Source organism: Jeongeupia naejangsanensis (assembly GCF_016865585.1).
In the GTDB taxonomy this organism is placed as follows: domain Bacteria; phylum Pseudomonadota; class Gammaproteobacteria; order Burkholderiales; family Chitinibacteraceae; genus Jeongeupia; species Jeongeupia naejangsanensis.
Map to the genome: position 1 here is coordinate 519,256 of NZ_JAESND010000001.1, position 16,888 is coordinate 536,143.

The 16,888-nt window shown below is 62.5% G+C and carries 17 protein-coding genes; 13 read left to right on the forward strand and 4 right to left on the reverse strand.

Annotated features, from left to right (window positions below; genetic code table 11):
- Positions 1–20 precede the first annotated feature (20 nt).
- The 9 genes from JMJ54_RS02445 (at position 21) to JMJ54_RS02485 (ending at position 8,446) form a co-directional block, all read left to right on the forward strand.
- Complete coding sequence (locus JMJ54_RS02445) at positions 21–368, forward strand: hypothetical protein (protein ID WP_203536354.1); 348 nt, start codon at positions 21–23, stop codon at positions 366–368.
- 39 nt (positions 369–407) lie between these two features.
- The gene (locus tag JMJ54_RS02450) at positions 408–1,073 is read left to right on the forward strand and encodes a Crp/Fnr family transcriptional regulator (RefSeq protein WP_203536355.1); all 666 of its coding nucleotides are present in this window, start codon (positions 408–410) and stop codon (positions 1,071–1,073) included.
- Between the two features lie 122 nt (positions 1,074–1,195).
- Positions 1,196–2,161, forward strand: a complete 966-nt coding sequence (locus tag JMJ54_RS02455; protein WP_203536356.1) for an L-threonylcarbamoyladenylate synthase — start codon at positions 1,196–1,198, stop codon at positions 2,159–2,161.
- A 160-nt stretch (positions 2,162–2,321) separates the two neighbouring features.
- Positions 2,322–2,759 carry a type IV pilin protein gene (locus JMJ54_RS02460; RefSeq protein WP_373310132.1) on the forward strand — a complete coding sequence of 146 codons (438 nt, stop codon included), beginning with the start codon at positions 2,322–2,324 and terminating at the stop codon, positions 2,757–2,759.
- Positions 2,744–3,268 (forward strand): GspH/FimT family pseudopilin, encoded by a 525-nt coding sequence (locus tag JMJ54_RS02465; RefSeq protein WP_203536358.1) that lies wholly within the window; start codon positions 2,744–2,746, stop codon positions 3,266–3,268. The genes JMJ54_RS02460 and JMJ54_RS02465 overlap by 16 nt, the downstream gene beginning before the upstream one ends.
- Positions 3,262–3,954: a PilW family protein gene (locus JMJ54_RS02470; protein ID WP_203536359.1), complete on the forward strand. Its 693-nt coding sequence runs from the start codon at positions 3,262–3,264 to the stop codon at positions 3,952–3,954. Before JMJ54_RS02465 ends, JMJ54_RS02470 begins: the two co-directional genes overlap by 7 nt.
- A gap of 15 nt (positions 3,955–3,969) precedes the next feature.
- Positions 3,970–5,433: a pilus assembly PilX family protein gene (locus JMJ54_RS02475; RefSeq protein WP_203536360.1), complete on the forward strand. Its 1,464-nt coding sequence runs from the start codon at positions 3,970–3,972 to the stop codon at positions 5,431–5,433.
- A 2-nt stretch (positions 5,434–5,435) separates the two neighbouring features.
- Positions 5,436–5,939 (forward strand): type IV pilus modification PilV family protein, encoded by a 504-nt coding sequence (locus tag JMJ54_RS02480; protein ID WP_203536361.1) that lies wholly within the window; start codon positions 5,436–5,438, stop codon positions 5,937–5,939.
- A gap of 242 nt (positions 5,940–6,181) precedes the next feature.
- Positions 6,182–8,446: an arginine/lysine/ornithine decarboxylase gene (locus tag JMJ54_RS02485; RefSeq protein WP_203536362.1), complete on the forward strand. Its 2,265-nt coding sequence runs from the start codon at positions 6,182–6,184 to the stop codon at positions 8,444–8,446.
- Positions 8,447–8,504: 58 nt separating this feature from the next.
- On the opposite strand, the gene JMJ54_RS02490 is transcribed toward JMJ54_RS02485, so the two are convergent.
- Positions 8,505–8,822 carry a c-type cytochrome gene (locus JMJ54_RS02490; RefSeq protein WP_203536363.1) on the reverse strand — a complete coding sequence of 106 codons (318 nt, stop codon included), beginning with the start codon at positions 8,820–8,822 and terminating at the stop codon, positions 8,505–8,507.
- Between the two features lie 148 nt (positions 8,823–8,970).
- Here JMJ54_RS02490 and egtB point away from each other — a divergent pair, with 148 nt between their 5' ends.
- From egtB to JMJ54_RS02510, 4 genes are all read left to right on the forward strand, one after another.
- On the forward strand, positions 8,971–10,182 hold the full coding sequence (gene egtB, locus JMJ54_RS02495; protein ID WP_203536364.1) for an ergothioneine biosynthesis protein EgtB: 1,212 nt from the start codon (positions 8,971–8,973) through the stop codon (positions 10,180–10,182).
- 13 nt (positions 10,183–10,195) lie between these two features.
- Positions 10,196–11,131: an L-histidine N(alpha)-methyltransferase gene (gene egtD, locus JMJ54_RS02500; RefSeq protein ID WP_203536365.1), complete on the forward strand. Its 936-nt coding sequence runs from the start codon at positions 10,196–10,198 to the stop codon at positions 11,129–11,131.
- 85 nt (positions 11,132–11,216) lie between these two features.
- Positions 11,217–12,602, forward strand: coding sequence for a siroheme synthase CysG (cysG, locus tag JMJ54_RS02505; RefSeq protein WP_203536366.1), 1,386 nt, complete (start codon positions 11,217–11,219; stop codon positions 12,600–12,602).
- A gap of 197 nt (positions 12,603–12,799) precedes the next feature.
- A complete protein-coding gene (locus tag JMJ54_RS02510) occupies positions 12,800–14,083 on the forward strand; it encodes an MHYT domain-containing protein (protein ID WP_203536367.1) in 1,284 nt (427 codons plus the stop codon).
- A gap of 81 nt (positions 14,084–14,164) precedes the next feature.
- On the opposite strand, the gene JMJ54_RS02515 is transcribed toward JMJ54_RS02510, so the two are convergent.
- Genes JMJ54_RS02515 through flgL form a run of 3 tightly spaced genes read right to left on the reverse strand, consistent with a single transcriptional unit; the run spans position 14,165 to position 16,878 of the window.
- Positions 14,165–14,881 (reverse strand): flagellar brake protein, encoded by a 717-nt coding sequence (locus tag JMJ54_RS02515; RefSeq protein WP_203536368.1) that lies wholly within the window; start codon positions 14,879–14,881, stop codon positions 14,165–14,167.
- 41 nt (positions 14,882–14,922) lie between these two features.
- Positions 14,923–15,963, reverse strand: a complete 1,041-nt coding sequence (locus JMJ54_RS02520) for a hypothetical protein (RefSeq protein WP_203536369.1) — start codon at positions 15,961–15,963, stop codon at positions 14,923–14,925.
- 3 nt (positions 15,964–15,966) lie between these two features.
- Positions 15,967–16,878 carry a flagellar hook-associated protein FlgL gene (flgL, locus tag JMJ54_RS02525; protein ID WP_203536370.1) on the reverse strand — a complete coding sequence of 304 codons (912 nt, stop codon included), beginning with the start codon at positions 16,876–16,878 and terminating at the stop codon, positions 15,967–15,969.
- Positions 16,879–16,888 lie beyond the last annotated feature (10 nt).

The following is a 16,888-nucleotide window of genomic DNA, read 5'->3' on the forward strand; positions in this document are numbered from 1 at the left end:
CAACCAGAATTCCGTTGACGATGCCCATCCTGCGCCGCCCCTTCCTTTTCCTGCTGCTGATTCTCCCCCTCACGGCCTGTGACCAAGTCACAGGCCTTTTGAATAAGCAGCAGGAAAACGGCAAGGCAATCGGTGCAGCATGCCGGCATAGTGGCCGAGCACTGGAAGATTGCTACCAACGCAACGCCAGGGTAGCCAAAGCGGATATCTATACGGGCTGGAAAGAGATGAACGAGTACATGCTCGCCAAGAAAATGGATATCGTTCCGGCTCCCGCCGATTCGGCCGACCAACAGTCGACCGGGAACGCAAGCAGCGTCGCATCCGCACCGCACGATGGTGCAAATGCATCGAATACCCACAATTAAAAAGCCGACCCAACAGGGCTTTAAGCAAGGACATCTACCATGGAACATTCGCTCAAAACCTTTTTGACGCAACTGCCGATTTTCGAGCAGTTCTCCGACAGCGACCTCGAAATCGTTTTCAACGCTGCAGTCAAACGCCAACTCCCCAAAGGCACCTTCCTCTTCCGCGAGGGCGACCCCGGCGAGGCAATGTACGTTCTGGTCGAAGGCCGCACCCGGTCGTTTACCAGTGACAACCAAGGCAAGGAATTCGTCTTCACCATTGGCGAACCGGGCGACGTGTTCGGCGAAATCTCGATGCTCGACGAAGAACCGCGCTCCTGGTCGACGCAGACCGAGGAAGACTCGACCTTCCTGATGTTCACCAAACAGGACTTCCGCACGGCGATCGACACCTACCCGCAGCTGAAGGACAAACTGATCCTCAACCTGGCACGCATGATTCGCCAGCTGTCGACAACGATGAAGAATCTCGCGTTGCTTGACGTCTACGGCCGGGTTCGTGCGCTGTTCGAAACCATGATTATCGAAATTGACGGCGTCACGATGATTTCAGAGCCGCTGACCCAGCAGGCCATTGCCGACCGCGTCGGCTCTTCGCGCGAAATGATCGCGCGCATCCTCAAGGAATTGGTGTTTGGCGGCTACGTTCGCCTCGAGAACAAGCGGATCATCCTGCTGCAAAAACTGCCCGAGCGTTTCTGAGCATCCATCATGAACACCGCACCCAAGCCGGCAAACGCCGGCTTTTTTTTTCGACCGTTTGAAGTGACGCCCCCTCTCGAACACAGGCGGTATAATCTGCTGTTTCATCCGGCCGCTGCATCATGAATCAATTGGACCACGCCGTTGCCTTGCTGCGCCAGGGCGAGCTCGTCGCCATCCCGACCGAAACGGTTTACGGCCTGGCCGCCGATGCAGCCAACCCGAATGCGGTAGCGAAGATTTTTGCACTCAAAGGACGCCCCAGCGACCACCCGCTGATCGTCCATATCGCCGGCACCGAACAGCTTGACGACTGGGCAGTGGACATCCCCGCCGACGCACGCCGCTTGGCCGAAGCCTTCTGGCCCGGCCCGTTGACGCTGATCCTCAAGCGCCACCCCCGCGTCCCCGATGCCGTCACCGGCGGCCAGGATACGGTCGGGCTGCGCGCCCCCGCCCACCCGCTGGCCCACGCGCTGCTGACGCAGTTCGGCGGCGGCCTCGCCGCGCCGTCGGCCAACCGCTTTGGCCATGTCAGCCCTACAACGGCACAGCACGTCCTCGATGAGTTCGGCGAATCCTGCCCGCTGGTTCTCGATGGCGGCGCGAGCCCGGTTGGCGTCGAATCGACCATTGTCAGCCTGATCGACGACACCCCCAAACTGCTTCGCCCGGGCGGCATTGCGCGTGAAGCCATCGAAGCGGTACTCGGTCACGAGCTCGAGCACCACGAAAGCAACAAAACGGCCAAGATCCGCGCATCCGGCCTGCTCGACTCTCATTACGCGCCGAGAACTCCCCTGATCCTCGGCCCGCTACCGCAACTGCTTGAAGAGGCCGGACGACGGCTCGCCGACGGCGAACGGGTGCTGCTATTGCACCGAACGGCCATTACCGCCTCCATCGACGGGATCACGCAACACACTCTCGCTCAAACAGCCCAGCAGTTCGCCAGCGAGCTCTATGCCCTCCTTCGCCAGCACGATCGCCAGTACGACATCCTCCTGATGGAAACGCCACCGTCGTCCCCCGAGTGGCTGGCGGTGAACGACCGCCTCAAACGGGCGGCAACTCGCCGGCTGCCGTAAGCGAAAGTGCCGATTGTCAGCATTTACTTGACGCACCTCGGCATTCCGCCAAGTAACTATTGCCCTGTATTGACAGGACTCTTTATCATGCCTCCTTGCCCTCGAAGAAGGGTGGGGAGGCGTCGTGAAAAAGCACTCGGGTTTTACTCTTATCGAGCTGATGATCGTCGTCGCGATCATCGGCATCCTTGCAGCAATCGCCCTGCCAAACTATCAGGATTACGTAAGAAAAAGCCGGCGCGCTGATGCCTATTCCGCTCTGTCCAAAATTCAGCACGACATGGAGCGCTTTCGACTCAACTGCCCTTTCTATCCGCAGAATCTTGGCAGCAGCAATACCTGCGGCGCCAATAGCGGAGCATCGACACTTGGCGGGTATTCGTCCACCAGCTCGCCCGACGGTTATTACACGCTTTCCCTGAGCAGCAGCTCCTCGACGGGCTACAGCGCAAATGCCACCGCGGTTTCTGGTCGATCGCAAGCTGCCGACAAGAAAACCGGGCAATTCGATTGCACGACGCTACGCCTGGTAGTGAGCGCTGGCGACGCCCGCTTCAAAGACCAAGACGGCAGTAGCGAACGATGCCGAAGCAAATAACTCAGGAAAGCGGGTTTAGCCTGATCGAATTGATGATCGTCATTGCCTTGATCGGCATTGTTTTAAGCATTGCCGCCCCCAGCCTCTCTGGCCTCATCCAACAAAAAAGACTGGGCGGGGCGGCAGAAAATCTGGCCAGCGATTTGCAATACGCGCGCAGCGAAGCAATCAAGCGCAATGCATCGACCTACCTGATTTTCCAGCGCAATTCTGGCGACTGGTGCTATGGCATATCAACCAACAGCGCCTGTGATTGCTCGACCAGCCCGGCAACCAGTTGCGACCTGAAAACGATCAGAAGCACCGACTACCCCAACGTTTCACTTGCAGCTAGCGTAACCGACGGTACCGTAGTGGCTTTTGACAGGGTCCGCGGCGTGCCAAGCGCATCATTGAATATCGATTTTGGCGACAGCCCTGCTTTGCGAACTACCATCACTGCAATCGGGCGCAGCAAAATCTGCTCTCCCGACAGCGACCATCTTGTGCCAGGGTACAAGCCATGCTGATGCGGCAAAAAGGATTCAGCATTCCTGAAATCATGGTCGCGCTCGTCATCGGCATGGTCCTGATTCTCGGCGCCACGACCTATCTGATGACCAATCTTCGCGCCAGCCGCGATATTGTTGCGCAAGCAAAGCTGAATCAGGACATGCGGGTAATCATGGACCTCATGACGCGTGACATCCGACGTGCGGGCTACTACGGCACTGCGACTGACACAGCCAATTTTGCACAGCTTTTCAGGACAAACACCGGCAATCCCGCTTTCGATGCTGCCACTTCCGACAACAATGCCGCATGCATCGTGTATCGCTACGATCTTGACGGAAATGGGGCGCTGGCTGCAAACGAGACCTATGGCTTCATGTTCTCAGGCACGGATCGCACTGCATATCTGCGCCAAGCCTCCGCGACGGGCACAAACTGCTCCGGAAGCAAGGGTGCCAGCGGTACCGTCGATTGGCTTGCCCTGAACGACGCAAACCAAATCGAAATCACTCGCGTCCAGTTTTGCTACGTCAACCCCGCAACGCCGAACGACATTCCGCCTGCCAGCTGCAACACATTTCCAACTGGTACCGCGATTCAGGCAATTGCCGTCATCTTGCAAGCCCGTCTTACCGGTAAGCCCGACAGCACGTTGACACTGCTGCAACGCATCCAGCTACGCAATTTGCCTACGGCATCTTAAGTCGGGAACGCCACGATGAAGCCCTTGCTCGCCCCTTCAAGCGCACCAGCCCGCCAGGCCGGATTGGCAACACTGTTGACCGTGGTCGTCATTCTCGCCATCGTCACACTGGTCTCGATGTATGCCAACCGCGCAGTCTTTCTCGAACAGAAGTCCGCCAACAACTACTACCACTCGGCCAAATCCCTCGGGGCGGCCGAAGCGGGACTGGATAGCATCTTTGCATCGCTTCAAGCAGACAAGGATGCAATGAAAACGCCAGGCGCAGCAACCCGATTGGTCTGTCTGGATACAAGCGGAAATGTCCGCTTCCTGACCGCCAACAGCAGTGGCAAAGCCTGTCCCGCTGACAGTAGCGCAAGCGCAGCAACCAAGTCTGTTTCAGCTGGGCTGGTCGACAGCCAAGAGGCATACACAGTTACGCTGACCGTCAACGCCGATGGCAAAACCATCAACATCAGCAGCCAAGGTTGCTCAGACACCAAAGGCACCAGTTGCTCGGCTAGCGATAGTTCGACCAGCACACTGCAGACCAGCGTCAACTGGGGAAGCGCGCTGAACACCCGCAATGCGGCAATGACTTCCAAGGCCGACTATCACCAGAACGGCTCGCTGCACGTGACGAAGGTCTCCGATTCGCCGGACCCGGCGTACAGCGTACTGGCAGGTGGCGACTACGGCATGGGCGGCTCGAGTGGTGTTGGCACCATCTGCAAGCAAGGCAGCACCAGTCCCGCCAGTTGCCCGGACGACTCGAACAGCGTCGCTGGAGAGGATGACTGGCAGTTTTTCCAGTCCACTTTCGGCACAACGCCCGATCTGCTGCGCACCAAGGCCAAGATTTACAAAAGCAACAGTACAAGCATGAACGGCTCCTCGCTCCCCCCCTTCCCTGCGAGCACGGGCCTCAATGCCGCGGCCATTACGGGACTCGGCACGCAAGTCATCTGGGTGGAAGGCGATTTGACGCTCAACGGCAGCGTTACCTTTGGCAGCAACACCAAGCCGATCGTACTGATCATCAACGGCAACCTGAACCTGCGCGGCACCACAAACAACATTTTCGGCTTTCTTTATGTCGTTGGTGCCGTTGGCGACGAATTCAGTTCCCGCTGCCACTGGGCCAATGACAGCGACTTGAGCAGTTGGTGGACGGGCTCAATGCCCCACCCCGGTGATGCCGCGGGCTGCTCAACCGCACTGGGTGGCGCACTGTCGGTCACAGGCGCCCTGGCCATCGAAGGATCGATCGTCAACGCGCCAGACTCGCTTCACCCGTTGCCATGGAAGTCATGGCGTGACGGCATTTCCTCGACCACCCCCAACAGCTACGACACAACCAATCACAACGTCACGCGCTACCGCTTCAGCTATCAGAACTACGGCACCACAGCGGTTTACTACGACAAGAACCTGCTTGACCAGATCGAACTCGACCCGGTACTCAAGCGCAGTCCGGGCAAGTGGAAGGATTTCTGACAATGCGCAAGCAATATGGTGTGGGCCTGATTGAGGTTCTCGTTGCCTTGCTGGTCATCGGCAGTGGACTGCTGGCCATCAGCCGGTTTCAGGGGACATTGATCGAAAATGCCAGCTTTACCAAGCAACGCTCGGAAGCCATGACGTATGCGGTGCAGCTGGTCGAGGGGCTGCGCAATTTGCCGTCGTGCATTACCCCCACCCCGGCCCCTGGCACACCGATGCCCGCCAGTGGATTCTGTGTAGGCACCGCCTATGCCAACATTGAGCTTGCTGACAACAACGCCTGTGATTTGTCCGCCACCAGTGGCGTGTCGGCATGCTACGGCGACGCGGCGGCCTTGAGCGGCAGTGGCACGTCCTACGCCCGACGCTGGAAAATCACCAACGTGGCAATCGCCGGCACCGTCTACAGCAAGCAGCTTGACGTCCGCATCGACTGGACCGACAACCGTGGCGACTTGCAGCAAACGCTGTTGAGCACGGTCATCTCCGCGAACCGCTGAGCAGCCGCAAGTCGGGCCACTGCGCAATTATCACTAATCAGCCCCTCCATGCTGGCTGATTGCAAGGAAACTCGTTTAAGATACCGCCCTTTCCGGGACGTCCAAGGCCGGCAACGACGAGGGGGCAATACCCTTTGTTCGCCAGAGGTGCCGCGCCCCATTTACCTCAGCGCCTCAGGCCGGGTAAAACGCCTCGACGTCCCCGTGCCGCCAGCGCAGCCAGTGCTTACAAGGACACTCGCATGCGTTTTTACTTCCCTGTCGTCATCATCGACGAAGACTTCCGCTCCGAAAACACCAGCGGCTCCGGCATCCGCGAGCTGGCTGCGGCCATCGAGGCCGAGGGCGTGGACGTCATCGGCTATACCAGCTATGGCGATCTGACCAGCTTCGCGCAGCAGCAAAGCCGCGCGGCCGGTTTTATCCTGTCGATCGACGACGAGGAGTTCGGTGGCGGCACCCCACAGGAAACCCAGGATGCGCTGACCAGCCTGCGCACCTTCGTCGCCGAGATCCGCCGCCGCAACCCGGACATCCCGATCTATCTGTACGGCGAAACGCGGACCGCGCGCCACATTCCGAACGACGTGCTGCGCGAGCTGCACGGCTTCATCCACATGCACGAGGACACGCCGGAGTTCGTCGCGCGCCACATCATTCGCGAGACGAAGAGCTACCTCGACACGCTGGCGCCGCCGTTCTTCCGCGCACTGGTGCATTACGCGCAGGACGGGTCGTACTCGTGGCACTGCCCGGGACACTCGGGTGGCGTGGCGTTCCTGAAGTCGCCGGTCGGCCAGATGTTCCACCAGTTCTTCGGCGAGAACATGCTGCGCGCCGACGTCTGCAACGCGGTGGATGAACTCGGCCAGCTGCTCGACCACACCGGCCCGGTGGCAGCCAGCGAGCGTAACGCCGCGCGCATCTTCAATGCCGATCACCTGTTTTTCGTCACCAACGGCACCAGCACGTCGAACAAGATCGTCTGGCACAGCACCGTAGCGCCGGGCGACATCGTCGTCGTCGACCGCAACTGCCACAAGTCCATCCTGCACGCGATCATGATGACCGGCGCGGTGCCGATCTTCCTGACGCCGACGCGCAATCATTACGGCATCATCGGGCCGATTCCGCGCAGCGAATTCGAGCCGGAGAACATCCGCAAGAAGATGCTCGCCAACCCGTTCTGCCGTGAAAAGCTCGAAGCCAATCCGGACGTGAAGCCGCGCGTGCTGACGATCACCCAGTCGACCTACGACGGCGTGATGTACAACGTCGAGGAAATCAAGGGGCTGCTGGACGGCGAGATCGAGACGCTGCACTTCGACGAAGCCTGGCTGCCGCACGCGGCGTTCCATGACTTCTACGGTGACTACCACGCAATCGGCGAAGGCCGGCCGCGCTGCAAGGATTCGATGGTGTTCTCGACCCAGTCGACGCACAAGCTGCTCGCCGGCCTCTCGCAGGCGTCGCAGATCCTGGTGCAGGACGCCGAGGACAACAAGCTCGACCGCGACATCTTCAACGAAGCGTATCTGATGCATACGTCGACGTCGCCGCAGTACTCGATCATTGCCTCGTGCGACGTCGCCGCGGCGATGATGGAAGCACCGGGCGGTACCGCGCTGGTCGAGGAGTCGCTGGCCGAAGCACTGGAATTCCGCCGTGCGATGCGCAAAGTGGACGAGGAATATGGTGCCGACTGGTGGTTCAAGGTCTGGGGGCCGGACGACCTGACCGACGAAGGTCTGGATCACCGCGACGCCTGGACGCTCAAGGCCGGTGAAGACTGGCACGGCTTCGGCGACATCGCCGAAGGCTTCAACATGCTCGACCCGATCAAGGCGACGATCCTGACGCCGGGGCTGAACGTGCACGGCGAGTTCGACGCTACCGGCATCCCGGCCGCCATCGTCAGCAAGTATCTGGCCGAGCATGGCGTCGTGATCGAAAAGACCGGCCTGTACTCGTTCTTCATCATGTTCACCATCGGCATCACCAAGGGCCGCTGGAACACGATGCTCACCGCGCTGCAGCAGTTCAAGGACGATTACGACAAGAACACCCCGCTGTGGCGCTGCCTGCCGGACTTCATCCAGCAGTATCCGCAGTACGAGCGCGTTGGCTTGCATGACCTGTGCCAGCAGATCCACGACATTTACAAGAAGCACGACGTCGCGCGCCTGACAACCGAAATGTATCTGTCGGACCTGACCCCGGCCATGAAGCCGGCCAAGGCGTTCAGCAAGATGGCGCACCGCGAGATCCAGCGCGTGCCGATCGACGAGCTGGAAGGCCGCATCACCGCGGTGATGTTCACCCCCTATCCGCCGGGCATTCCGCTGCTGGTGCCGGGTGAAGTGTTCAACAAGACCATCGTCGATTACGTGCGCTTTGTCCGCGATTTCAACGCGCGCTTCCCGGGTTTCGACGCCTACATCCATGGTCTGGTGGTCGAATCGACGGGTGGCACGAAGCAGTATTACGTCGACTGCGTGTCCGAATAAGCCTGAACACTGCACGCCAGTACAAAGCCGCCCCTCGGGGCGGCTTTTTGTTGCGCGCTTACTTCTGCGACAGAATCCAGGTTGCCAGTTGCTGCGCCTCGGCATCGGTAACCGCAGCCGGTGGCATTGCCACCGGCCCCCACGCGCCGGAACCGCCCTTGCGGATCTTCGTCGCCAGCTTCGCCGCTGCGCCCTTGTCACCGCGATAGCGGTCGGCCACCTGCTTGAAGCCCGGCCCGACGATTTTCTGCGTCATGCCGTGACACGCCATGCAGCTCTTGCTGTTCGCCAGCTGCTGCGGCGTGACTGCCGACGCGGTGCCCGACGCCAGCACAATCACCCCCACCCCCACCCCCACCCACAACCGAATTCCCATTTCACCACTCCCGAAAAACACGACGTTATCAATCACCGGCAACGGACTGCGTGCGGCAGATCAAACTCTGTCCAACCGTCCCGCGGAGACCGCTGGCAGCGACTTACGGCCTGACCTATGTTGGGACTCTCGCTCGCAGGAGTCGTGGATGAATGCGCCCGCCCCAGCAGGTGGCTGTCGCCCGCCACCGATCGCTGCGCACTGGCTCGCTCGATACCGGCAGGTGCGCGCCCACACCGAGGCGCTGGCCGCGGCACTGTCACCGGAAGACCAGACGGTGCAGTCCATGCCCGACGCGAGTCCGACCAAATGGCACCGCGCGCATGTCAGCTGGTTCTTCGAGCAATTCCTGCTGGGCCGGTTCCTCCCCGATTACCGCTGCTTCGATCCGCGCTATGCCTTCCTGTTCAATTCGTACTACGTCTCGCTCGGACCGCGCTTCGAGCGACCGCAGCGCGGGCTGCTCACCCGCCCCACGGTGCAAGAAGTCGGCGACTACCGCAATCACGTCGACACGGCGGTCGCGACGCTGTTGACGGTTGCGACACCTGCTGAACTGGCAACACTGCTGCCGATTCTGGAGCTGGGTCTGCAGCACGAGCAACAACATCAGGAGCTGATGCTCACCGACATCCTTCACGCGTTCTCGCACAACCCGCTGCATCCCGCAGCGATTCCCGACTGGGAGTGGCCGTCGCTCGATGCGCCCTCCCAAGCCGGCATTGCCTTGAGCGCCGGCCCCTACCAGATCGGCCATCCGGGCGACGGCTTCTGCTTCGACAACGAAACGCCACGGCATACCACCTGGCTGCAGGATTGCCGTGTTGCCCCGCAGCTGGTCACCCAGGGCGACTGGCTGGCCTTTATCGGCGATGGCGGCTACACCACGCCGACACTGTGGTTGTCGGACGGCTGGACGCACGCACAGCACTGGCAGGCACCGCTGTACTGGCAACAGCGTGACGGCCACTGGCAGACGCTCACCCTTGGCGGCCTTCGCGGCATCAACCCAACGCAGCCGGTCTGCCACATCAGCTACTACGAAGCCGATGCCTTCGCCCGTTGGGCCGGGCGTCGCCTGCCGACCGAGGCCGAATGGGAAGTCGCAGAAAGCAGTGGCCTGCTCGCCAATGCGTTCGGGCACGTCTGGCAGTGGACCGCCAGCGCCTACCTGCCCTACCCGGGCTATCGTCCCGCCACCGGGGCAATCGGCGAGTACAACGGCAAGTTCATGATCAACCAGCAGGTATTGCGCGGCAGCTCGTGTGCGACATCGCCCTGCCACGCCCGACCCGGCTACCGCAATTTCTTCTATCCGCACCAGCGCTGGCAGTTCAGCGGCTTGCGGCTCGCCGACTGACCGAGGAACTGCGATGCACGATGATACGACCCGTTTCATGGCCGACGTGATTGAAGGGCTCGGCGCATCGCCCAAGCGGCTGCCGCCCAAGTATTTTTACGATGCCGCCGGCTCAGCGCTGTTCCTCGACATCACCCGGCTGGACGAGTACTACGTCACCCGGGCCGAGCTGGAAATCCTCGGCAGATACGCCACCGACATCGCAAGCCATGTCCCGGCCGGCGCGGTGCTGGTCGAATTCGGCAGCGGCGCAAGCACGAAGATCCGCAAGCTGCTCGACGCGTTGCCACGCCTCACCGGTTATGTGCCGGTCGACATCTCGGTCGAGCTGCTGGCGCAGGAAGCGGACGAGTTGCACCGGGACTTCCCGGCGCTGCCGGTCTGGCCCATCGCGACCGACTTCACCACCGAATTCGCATTGCCGGCTGCGGCAACCCACAGCCCGAAGGTCGGCTTTTTCCCCGGATCGACCATCGGCAATTTCGAGCCGCACGAAGCCGAACACTTTCTCGCCTGTGCCGCGCATACGCTCGGCCCCGGCTCGGCCTTCATCGTCGGCGTCGACCTGGAAAAATCCCCTGCCACGCTGCATGCCGCCTACAACGATGCGGCCGGTATTACCGCACGCTTCAATCTCAACATGCTGACCCGCATCCGGCGCGAGCTGGACGCCCACATCGACCCGCAGGGTTTTCGTCACCATGCGTTCTACAACACCGACGCACGGCGGATCGAAATGCACCTCGTCGCCACCCGGGCGCAAACCGTCCACGTCGACGGCCACAGCTTCCAGTTTGCTGACGGCGAAAGCATCCACACCGAGAACAGCTACAAGTACACGCCAGCGCGTTTCGCCGAACTGGCCGCCCGTGCCGGCTGGCAAACGGAAGCCAGTTGGACCGACGCACAGGGGCTGATGTCAGTTCACGCGTTGCGCTGTCGATGTTGAATGCGACGGCCCGCGCAAAAAAAGGCCGGGACGCCGGGACGGATTTCGCCGAAAATCGGGCCTCACTGTTAGCCGATGCCTACCCATGGATTACTTTCCGCTGTTTCTCGACCTCAAGCACCAACCCTGTCTGATCGTCGGCGGCGGCGACGTTGCATTGCGCAAGGCCGACCTGCTGAAGTCGGCAGGCGCAGCGATCACGGTCGTATCACCGGAGCTGGTGCCGACGCTGGTGCAGTGGCGTGACAACGGCGAGCTGATCCACCGGCCACGTACGTTCAGCCGTGACGACGTCGCCGGCATGCGGCTGGTCATCGCCGCAACCGACGATGAACACGTCAACGCGCAGGTCCACGCCGAATGCGAAGCGCGGAGCATCCTCGTCAATGTCGTCGACACCCCCGGAAAGTGCCGTTTCATCGTCCCGTCCATCGTCGATCGTTCACCGCTGATGGTTGCCATTTCGACCGGTGGCGCAGCGCCGGTGCTGGCGCGCCAGCTGCGTGCCCGCATCGAAGCCACGCTGCCGCACGGTTACGGCGTACTGGCCCGGCTGGCCGGCGCCTTGCGGGATCGTGTCAAGGCACGGTTCAGTGACGAACGCGCACGCCGGCGCTACTGGGAAACCGCGCTGGAAGGCGCCGCGGCCGAAAAGGCGCTGGCCGGCAACGAAGCCGGTGCGCTGGCCGAGCTTGAAGCCCGCCTCGATCAGGCCGACGACGCCGCCCTGCAGCGCGGCGCGGTCTATCTGGTCGGCGCCGGCCCGGGCAACCCGGATCTGCTGACCTTCCGGGCGTTGCGGCTGATGCAGCAGGCCGATGTCGTGCTGTACGACAACCTTGTTGCGCCGGCCATTCTCGCGCTCGTCCGTCGCGATGCCGAACGCGTTTACGTCGGCAAAAAATCGAACAACCACGCGCTGCCGCAAGAAGAAATCAACCAGCTGCTGGTCAAGCTGGCCAAAGACGGCAAGGCAGTGCTGCGGCTCAAGGGCGGGGACCCGTTCATCTTTGGCCGTGGTGGCGAAGAGATCGAGGAACTGGCCGCCAACGGCGTCGACTTCGAGGTCGTTCCCGGCATCACCTCGGCCTCGGGCGCATCGTGCTATGCCGGCATTCCGCTGACCCACCGGGACCATGCGCAGTCGGTCACCTTCGTCACCGGCCACCGGCGTGGCGACGCGATCGAACTCGACTGGCCCCGGCTGGTCAGTCCGTCCGAAACCGTCGTGATCTACATGGGCGTCAAGCAGGCACCCCACATCTGCGCCCAACTGATCGCCCACGGCCGTGCCGCCGATACGCCTGCGGCCATTGTCGAAAAGGCCACGACCACCGAGCAGCGTGTCGTCGCCGGCACGCTGGCGACGCTGCCCGCGCTGATCGAACAGCAAGGCATCAAACCACCAGCCCTGATCATCGTCGGAACAGTCGTCACGCTGCACGACCGGCTGGGCTGGCAAGCAAGCTGACACCGCAGTGCCGCCGCCGCTCGTCCCCCCATGACGGGCGGCACCCGAACCCGGTATCACAACGCGCAAACCGGCACCGGCACTGCTGCGCCGCATTGAACGACACCTCCGTTCATCGACACAATGCTTTCATTCATTGAAATACACTGCGAGCTGAATAATAAGAATTATCTAATATTCAGCCCGCGGGGTGAGCCATGAACGGAAGCTACGATCTGATGCTGGTCCTTGTGTCCTACCTCGTCGCGACGCTGGCGTCGTACACCGCGCTTGATCTGGCGGGACGCATTACCGCGTCCACCGGCAACCGCGCCAACCAGTGGTTGCTGGGTGGCTCGGTCGCCATGGGTACCGGCATCTGGGCCATGCACTTCACCGGCATGATGGCCTTCGAGTTGCCGATCATCGTCACCTACAGCCCGTGGCTCACCTTGCTTTCGTGGGTGGCGGCCATCATCGTGTCGATGCTGGCCCTCTGGGCTGTCAGCCGCGCCCGGCTGGGTTACCGCACCATCGTCTGGGGTGCCTTGCTGATGGGCACCGGCATCTGCGTCATGCACTACACCGGCATGGCCGCCATGCAGATCGCCCCGGGGATCGACTATGAACCGATCCGCTTCATCGCCTCGGCACTGATCGCGGTGTCCGCCTCGGCGGTCGCGCTGGTCATTGCCTTCCGGCTGCGCTCGCACGACTCGCAGCGTTTCAGCAAACCCCGGCTGGCTGCCGCGCTGGTGATGGGTTTCGCCATTGTCGGCATGCACTACACCGGAATGGCAGCGGCCCAGTTTTCGGCGCAAACGGTCTGCGCGACGCAAAGCGGCCTGTCCGGCAACTGGGGCGGTCTGCCGCTCGCCAGCGTGACCGCGGTCATCCTGATGGGTACGCTGATGCTGTCGCGCAACGATGCGCAGGCAGCGGTTCGCGCAGCGCGGCAGCGCCGCCAGCAGGAAGATGCGGAGCGTCTGTACCAGCTGACCTATGCCGACGCCGAAACCCAGTTGCCGAACCGCACACTGCTGAAGGAAACGCTGCTGCACCTGACCACCGGCGAAGGCGCGATCCGCCAGCGCTTTGTGCTGGCGCTGGTGGAGATCAACGGTTGCGACCACCTGCTGAACAGGCTGGGCAGGCAGCAGGAACGTGCGCTGGTCCAGGCCTGTGCGCTGCGGCTGCGCGAAGCAACGTCCAAAGACGATCTGCTGGTCCGCTGGGGCCAGCACGCCTTTGCCGTGCTCTCGCAAACCACGCCGGATGCCGCACAGCTGAACACGCGGCTTCAGTCCACGCTGAAAGCACCGATCGAAGTCGCGGGACAGACCATCACGCTCGACGTTGCCATCCAGAGCTGCAGCCATCCGGAGGATGGCCTCAGCCCGCACGTGCTGCTCAGCAAGCTGCGGCACCCGCATCAGCATACAGCACCCGAGGATCATGCCCCGCTGCATGGCAGGCCGCTGACTGGCGGGCTGGCCGGCTAGTCTGCGACCGGACTGCTTGAAAAACGAAGTCCCGCTTGCGGCGGGACTTGTCACTTCCGGATCCGGTTGCAGTGGCTGGCATCAGCGCTGGAACAGTTGCCGTTCGTTTTCCAGGCTGGCCAGAAGCTGCTTGAGCTTGACCGATGCCGCGGTCGAAACGTTGACCATCCGGCAACCGTAATGCACCTGTTCACCGAGCAGGTTGCTGTAGAAGGTCCGGCGCATGCGGATTTCCAGATCGACAACCAGTGCCCCGTCACGACCCAGCTCCATGCGTACCTGCGGCACCACGCTGCCGATGATCAGCGGTGCCGCGCACTGCGGCGTCGTCCGCAGCCCCACACCGCCCTGCGACAGGTCATAGAGGTTGGCCTCGTAGGTCTGGCCGTCGAGCACGAAGCTGGCGGCATACTGCCGCCCCAGCGGCGCATCGAGCCGGGCGAATTCGCGCCGCTGCACGCGGATCAGCTCGAGCGGGAAGGCAGCAATCCACGGCTCGCCGGCGGCCGGCTGCATCAGATCCGGAACAACGAACTGAATCTTGGCGCCTTCGAGCGACGTCACGAAACAGCACGGCCCGGTCGGCGTCTCTGCCTGCGTCGTGTTGAACGAAAAGATGCCCGACACCGGGTCGATCCGGATCACCCGGCACAGAACCCGCTGCCGGCCCTCGTCGAAATGCACCGTCACCGGAACCGCCGTCAGCGCCAGCTGCTTGAGGATGCCGGCAATTCTGGCCCGTTCATGCAGGCGGTAAGGCGCAAGGCATTCGCCCTCTTCCAGCAGCGTGCTGATCATGGACACCACTCTTGATGGATTGATCGCGTCGTCACGGCTGTTCAGCGCAGCGACATCAACGACAGGACGCGGTAACGGCTGATGCCGACCAGTGCCGGAACGAGTTGTGCAAACGATGCATAGTCGCCAGGCACCGTGCGTCCGAAACGTCCGGAAAAGCCGGCGGCCCACGCCGGGTCGTCAGCCTGACGCGCCGTCTCGATCCCGGTCGCCGCGTCGCCCAGCGCGCGTTGTGCGGCTGCGCGGGCCTGCATGACCCGGCCCTGTGCATCGACCACCTGCTGCAGCGTTTGCCGCAATGCCGACATGCCCCCGGCGCTCCATCCCGACGGCGTGATGCCGTCGTCGATGACCTCGATACCGACGCGATTGGGCTGGCCGCTCGGAAAACGGATACCGCCGCCCTTGACCATCAGCTGCCCCTGCAACGCTGGCAGGTTGCGCTCTGCGCTCGCAAACGTCAGACGCCCCTGCTCGTCGGCCTGTACGGCCACGCCGGCCGGCAACAGTGCCTGGTTCAGCCGGCCGAGCGTCTGCGCCTGCGTCAGCCCCGCCTCCAGCATCACCGAGACCGACGGCTTGCCCAGTCCACCCGGATAGAACGTCAGCGTCTCGTTGCCGCCCTCGCTCAGTCTGGCCAGACTTTCCAGCCCGGCGACGCGGAAACGCGCCTGCGCATTCCCCTCGCCGACCAGCTGCAAACGGGCATCCAGGCTTCCGCCGGTCGCGGCGGCACGGGAACGCCACAATGCATCGAACCGTTCCAGCTTTGCGTCAAGCAACGCCCGGTCACCCGGCTTGCCGGACAGGCGGGCGCTGATGACGGTCTTCAGCTCCTGCAGGCGCCCGGCGCTTTCGTCGAGAAACCCCAGCGCACGCTGGGCGTCGGTCACTGCACGATTCAGGCCCAGACTGGCCCCGAGCGACGCGGTACCGGCGGGGCCGGCCGGCATTGCCGCGTCGCGCACAACCACCGGCCGCGTTGCCGCGGGCGGGACGGCAAGCGGTGCGATCGTCAGTGGCGAACGGGAGGACGGGCCGACAAGGTCGGTCGACTGGATCTGCATGTCGAGGCCGGTCAAGGCTCAGAGCACGTTGAACAGCGACAGCTGGCTGACCCGGCCGTAGGCCTTCTGGGTTGCCTGCACCGCCGTGGTGTAGCCGCTGAGCTCCACCGCGGCCTTGCCGTAGTCGAGCTGGCCCAGCGTCAGTGCGGCCTGCTGGTTGGAAAGACTGACATTTTCGTGATTGGTGTCGAGCGCGCTCAGCGTGTTCTGCCGGCCGCCCAGATCGGCAATCTTGCCGGTAACCGAGTTGAACACCGTGTCGAGCAGGTCGAGGCTGCCGGCGATGTCGGCGTGCGTGACGGCATTGCTGACGTCGACCCCGGGTGTCTGCAGCGTCGCGACGGTACCGTCGAGCCGGTTCAGCAGTCCCGCAACTTCATCAAGGCTGAGGTTGGCCGCCTTGGTGACACCGTTGCCGACCACGACCATCTGCTGGTCGGTATTGCCGGTAAAGCTGTAGCGGGAGCCGACCGGTTGGGTCGGGTCGTAGCTGATGGTGGCCGTGGTCACCAGCGTTCCCGAGAACAGGTAGCGCCCTTCCTGATCCTTGCTGTTGGCCGAGTAAAGCAGGCTGTCGCGCAGCGACTGCAGCGAGCTGGACATCGCGTTGACGTCGGCCGAGGTATTGCCGCCGTCGGCGGCCCAGACCAGCAGGTCGCGCGCCTGCTGCATGTCCTTGGTCATGCCGCTCAGCAGTGCTTCGTTCTGCTGCAGCCGGCTTTTCAGTGCGCCGATATTGTCGCGGTACTGCGTCAGCGCGGCGTCCTCGCGCTCCATGCGCGACAGCCGCACGCTGCTGACCGGATCGTCCGACGGGCGCAGGATGCGCTTGCCCGACGACATCTGCTGCATGATGTCCTCCAGTCGCGTCGAGGCAAGCTGGAGTGCTTCATTCATCGAAGCGCTGTACTGGGTGCTGGCGATACGCATCTATGCCTTC

Coding starts and splice junctions, on each gene's coding strand:
- JMJ54_RS02445 (WP_203536354.1), top strand. CDS start 21: ATGCCCATCCTGCGCCGCCCCTTCCTTTTCCTGCTGCTGATTCTCCCC.
- JMJ54_RS02450 (WP_203536355.1), top strand. CDS start 408: ATGGAACATTCGCTCAAAACCTTTTTGACGCAACTGCCGATTTTCGAG.
- JMJ54_RS02455 (WP_203536356.1), top strand. CDS start 1,196: ATGAATCAATTGGACCACGCCGTTGCCTTGCTGCGCCAGGGCGAGCTC.
- JMJ54_RS02460 (WP_373310132.1), top strand. CDS start 2,322: ATGATCGTCGTCGCGATCATCGGCATCCTTGCAGCAATCGCCCTGCCA.
- JMJ54_RS02465 (WP_203536358.1), top strand. CDS start 2,744: ATGCCGAAGCAAATAACTCAGGAAAGCGGGTTTAGCCTGATCGAATTG.
- JMJ54_RS02470 (WP_203536359.1), top strand. CDS start 3,262: ATGCTGATGCGGCAAAAAGGATTCAGCATTCCTGAAATCATGGTCGCG.
- JMJ54_RS02475 (WP_203536360.1), top strand. CDS start 3,970: ATGAAGCCCTTGCTCGCCCCTTCAAGCGCACCAGCCCGCCAGGCCGGA.
- JMJ54_RS02480 (WP_203536361.1), top strand. CDS start 5,436: ATGCGCAAGCAATATGGTGTGGGCCTGATTGAGGTTCTCGTTGCCTTG.
- JMJ54_RS02485 (WP_203536362.1), top strand. CDS start 6,182: ATGCGTTTTTACTTCCCTGTCGTCATCATCGACGAAGACTTCCGCTCC.
- JMJ54_RS02490 (WP_203536363.1), bottom strand. CDS start 8,822: ATGGGAATTCGGTTGTGGGTGGGGGTGGGGGTGGGGGTGATTGTGCTG.
- egtB (WP_203536364.1), top strand. CDS start 8,971: ATGAATGCGCCCGCCCCAGCAGGTGGCTGTCGCCCGCCACCGATCGCT.
- egtD (WP_203536365.1), top strand. CDS start 10,196: ATGCACGATGATACGACCCGTTTCATGGCCGACGTGATTGAAGGGCTC.
- cysG (WP_203536366.1), top strand. CDS start 11,217: ATGGATTACTTTCCGCTGTTTCTCGACCTCAAGCACCAACCCTGTCTG.
- JMJ54_RS02510 (WP_203536367.1), top strand. CDS start 12,800: ATGAACGGAAGCTACGATCTGATGCTGGTCCTTGTGTCCTACCTCGTC.
- JMJ54_RS02515 (WP_203536368.1), bottom strand. CDS start 14,881: ATGATCAGCACGCTGCTGGAAGAGGGCGAATGCCTTGCGCCTTACCGC.
- flgL (WP_203536370.1), bottom strand. CDS start 16,878: ATGCGTATCGCCAGCACCCAGTACAGCGCTTCGATGAATGAAGCACTC.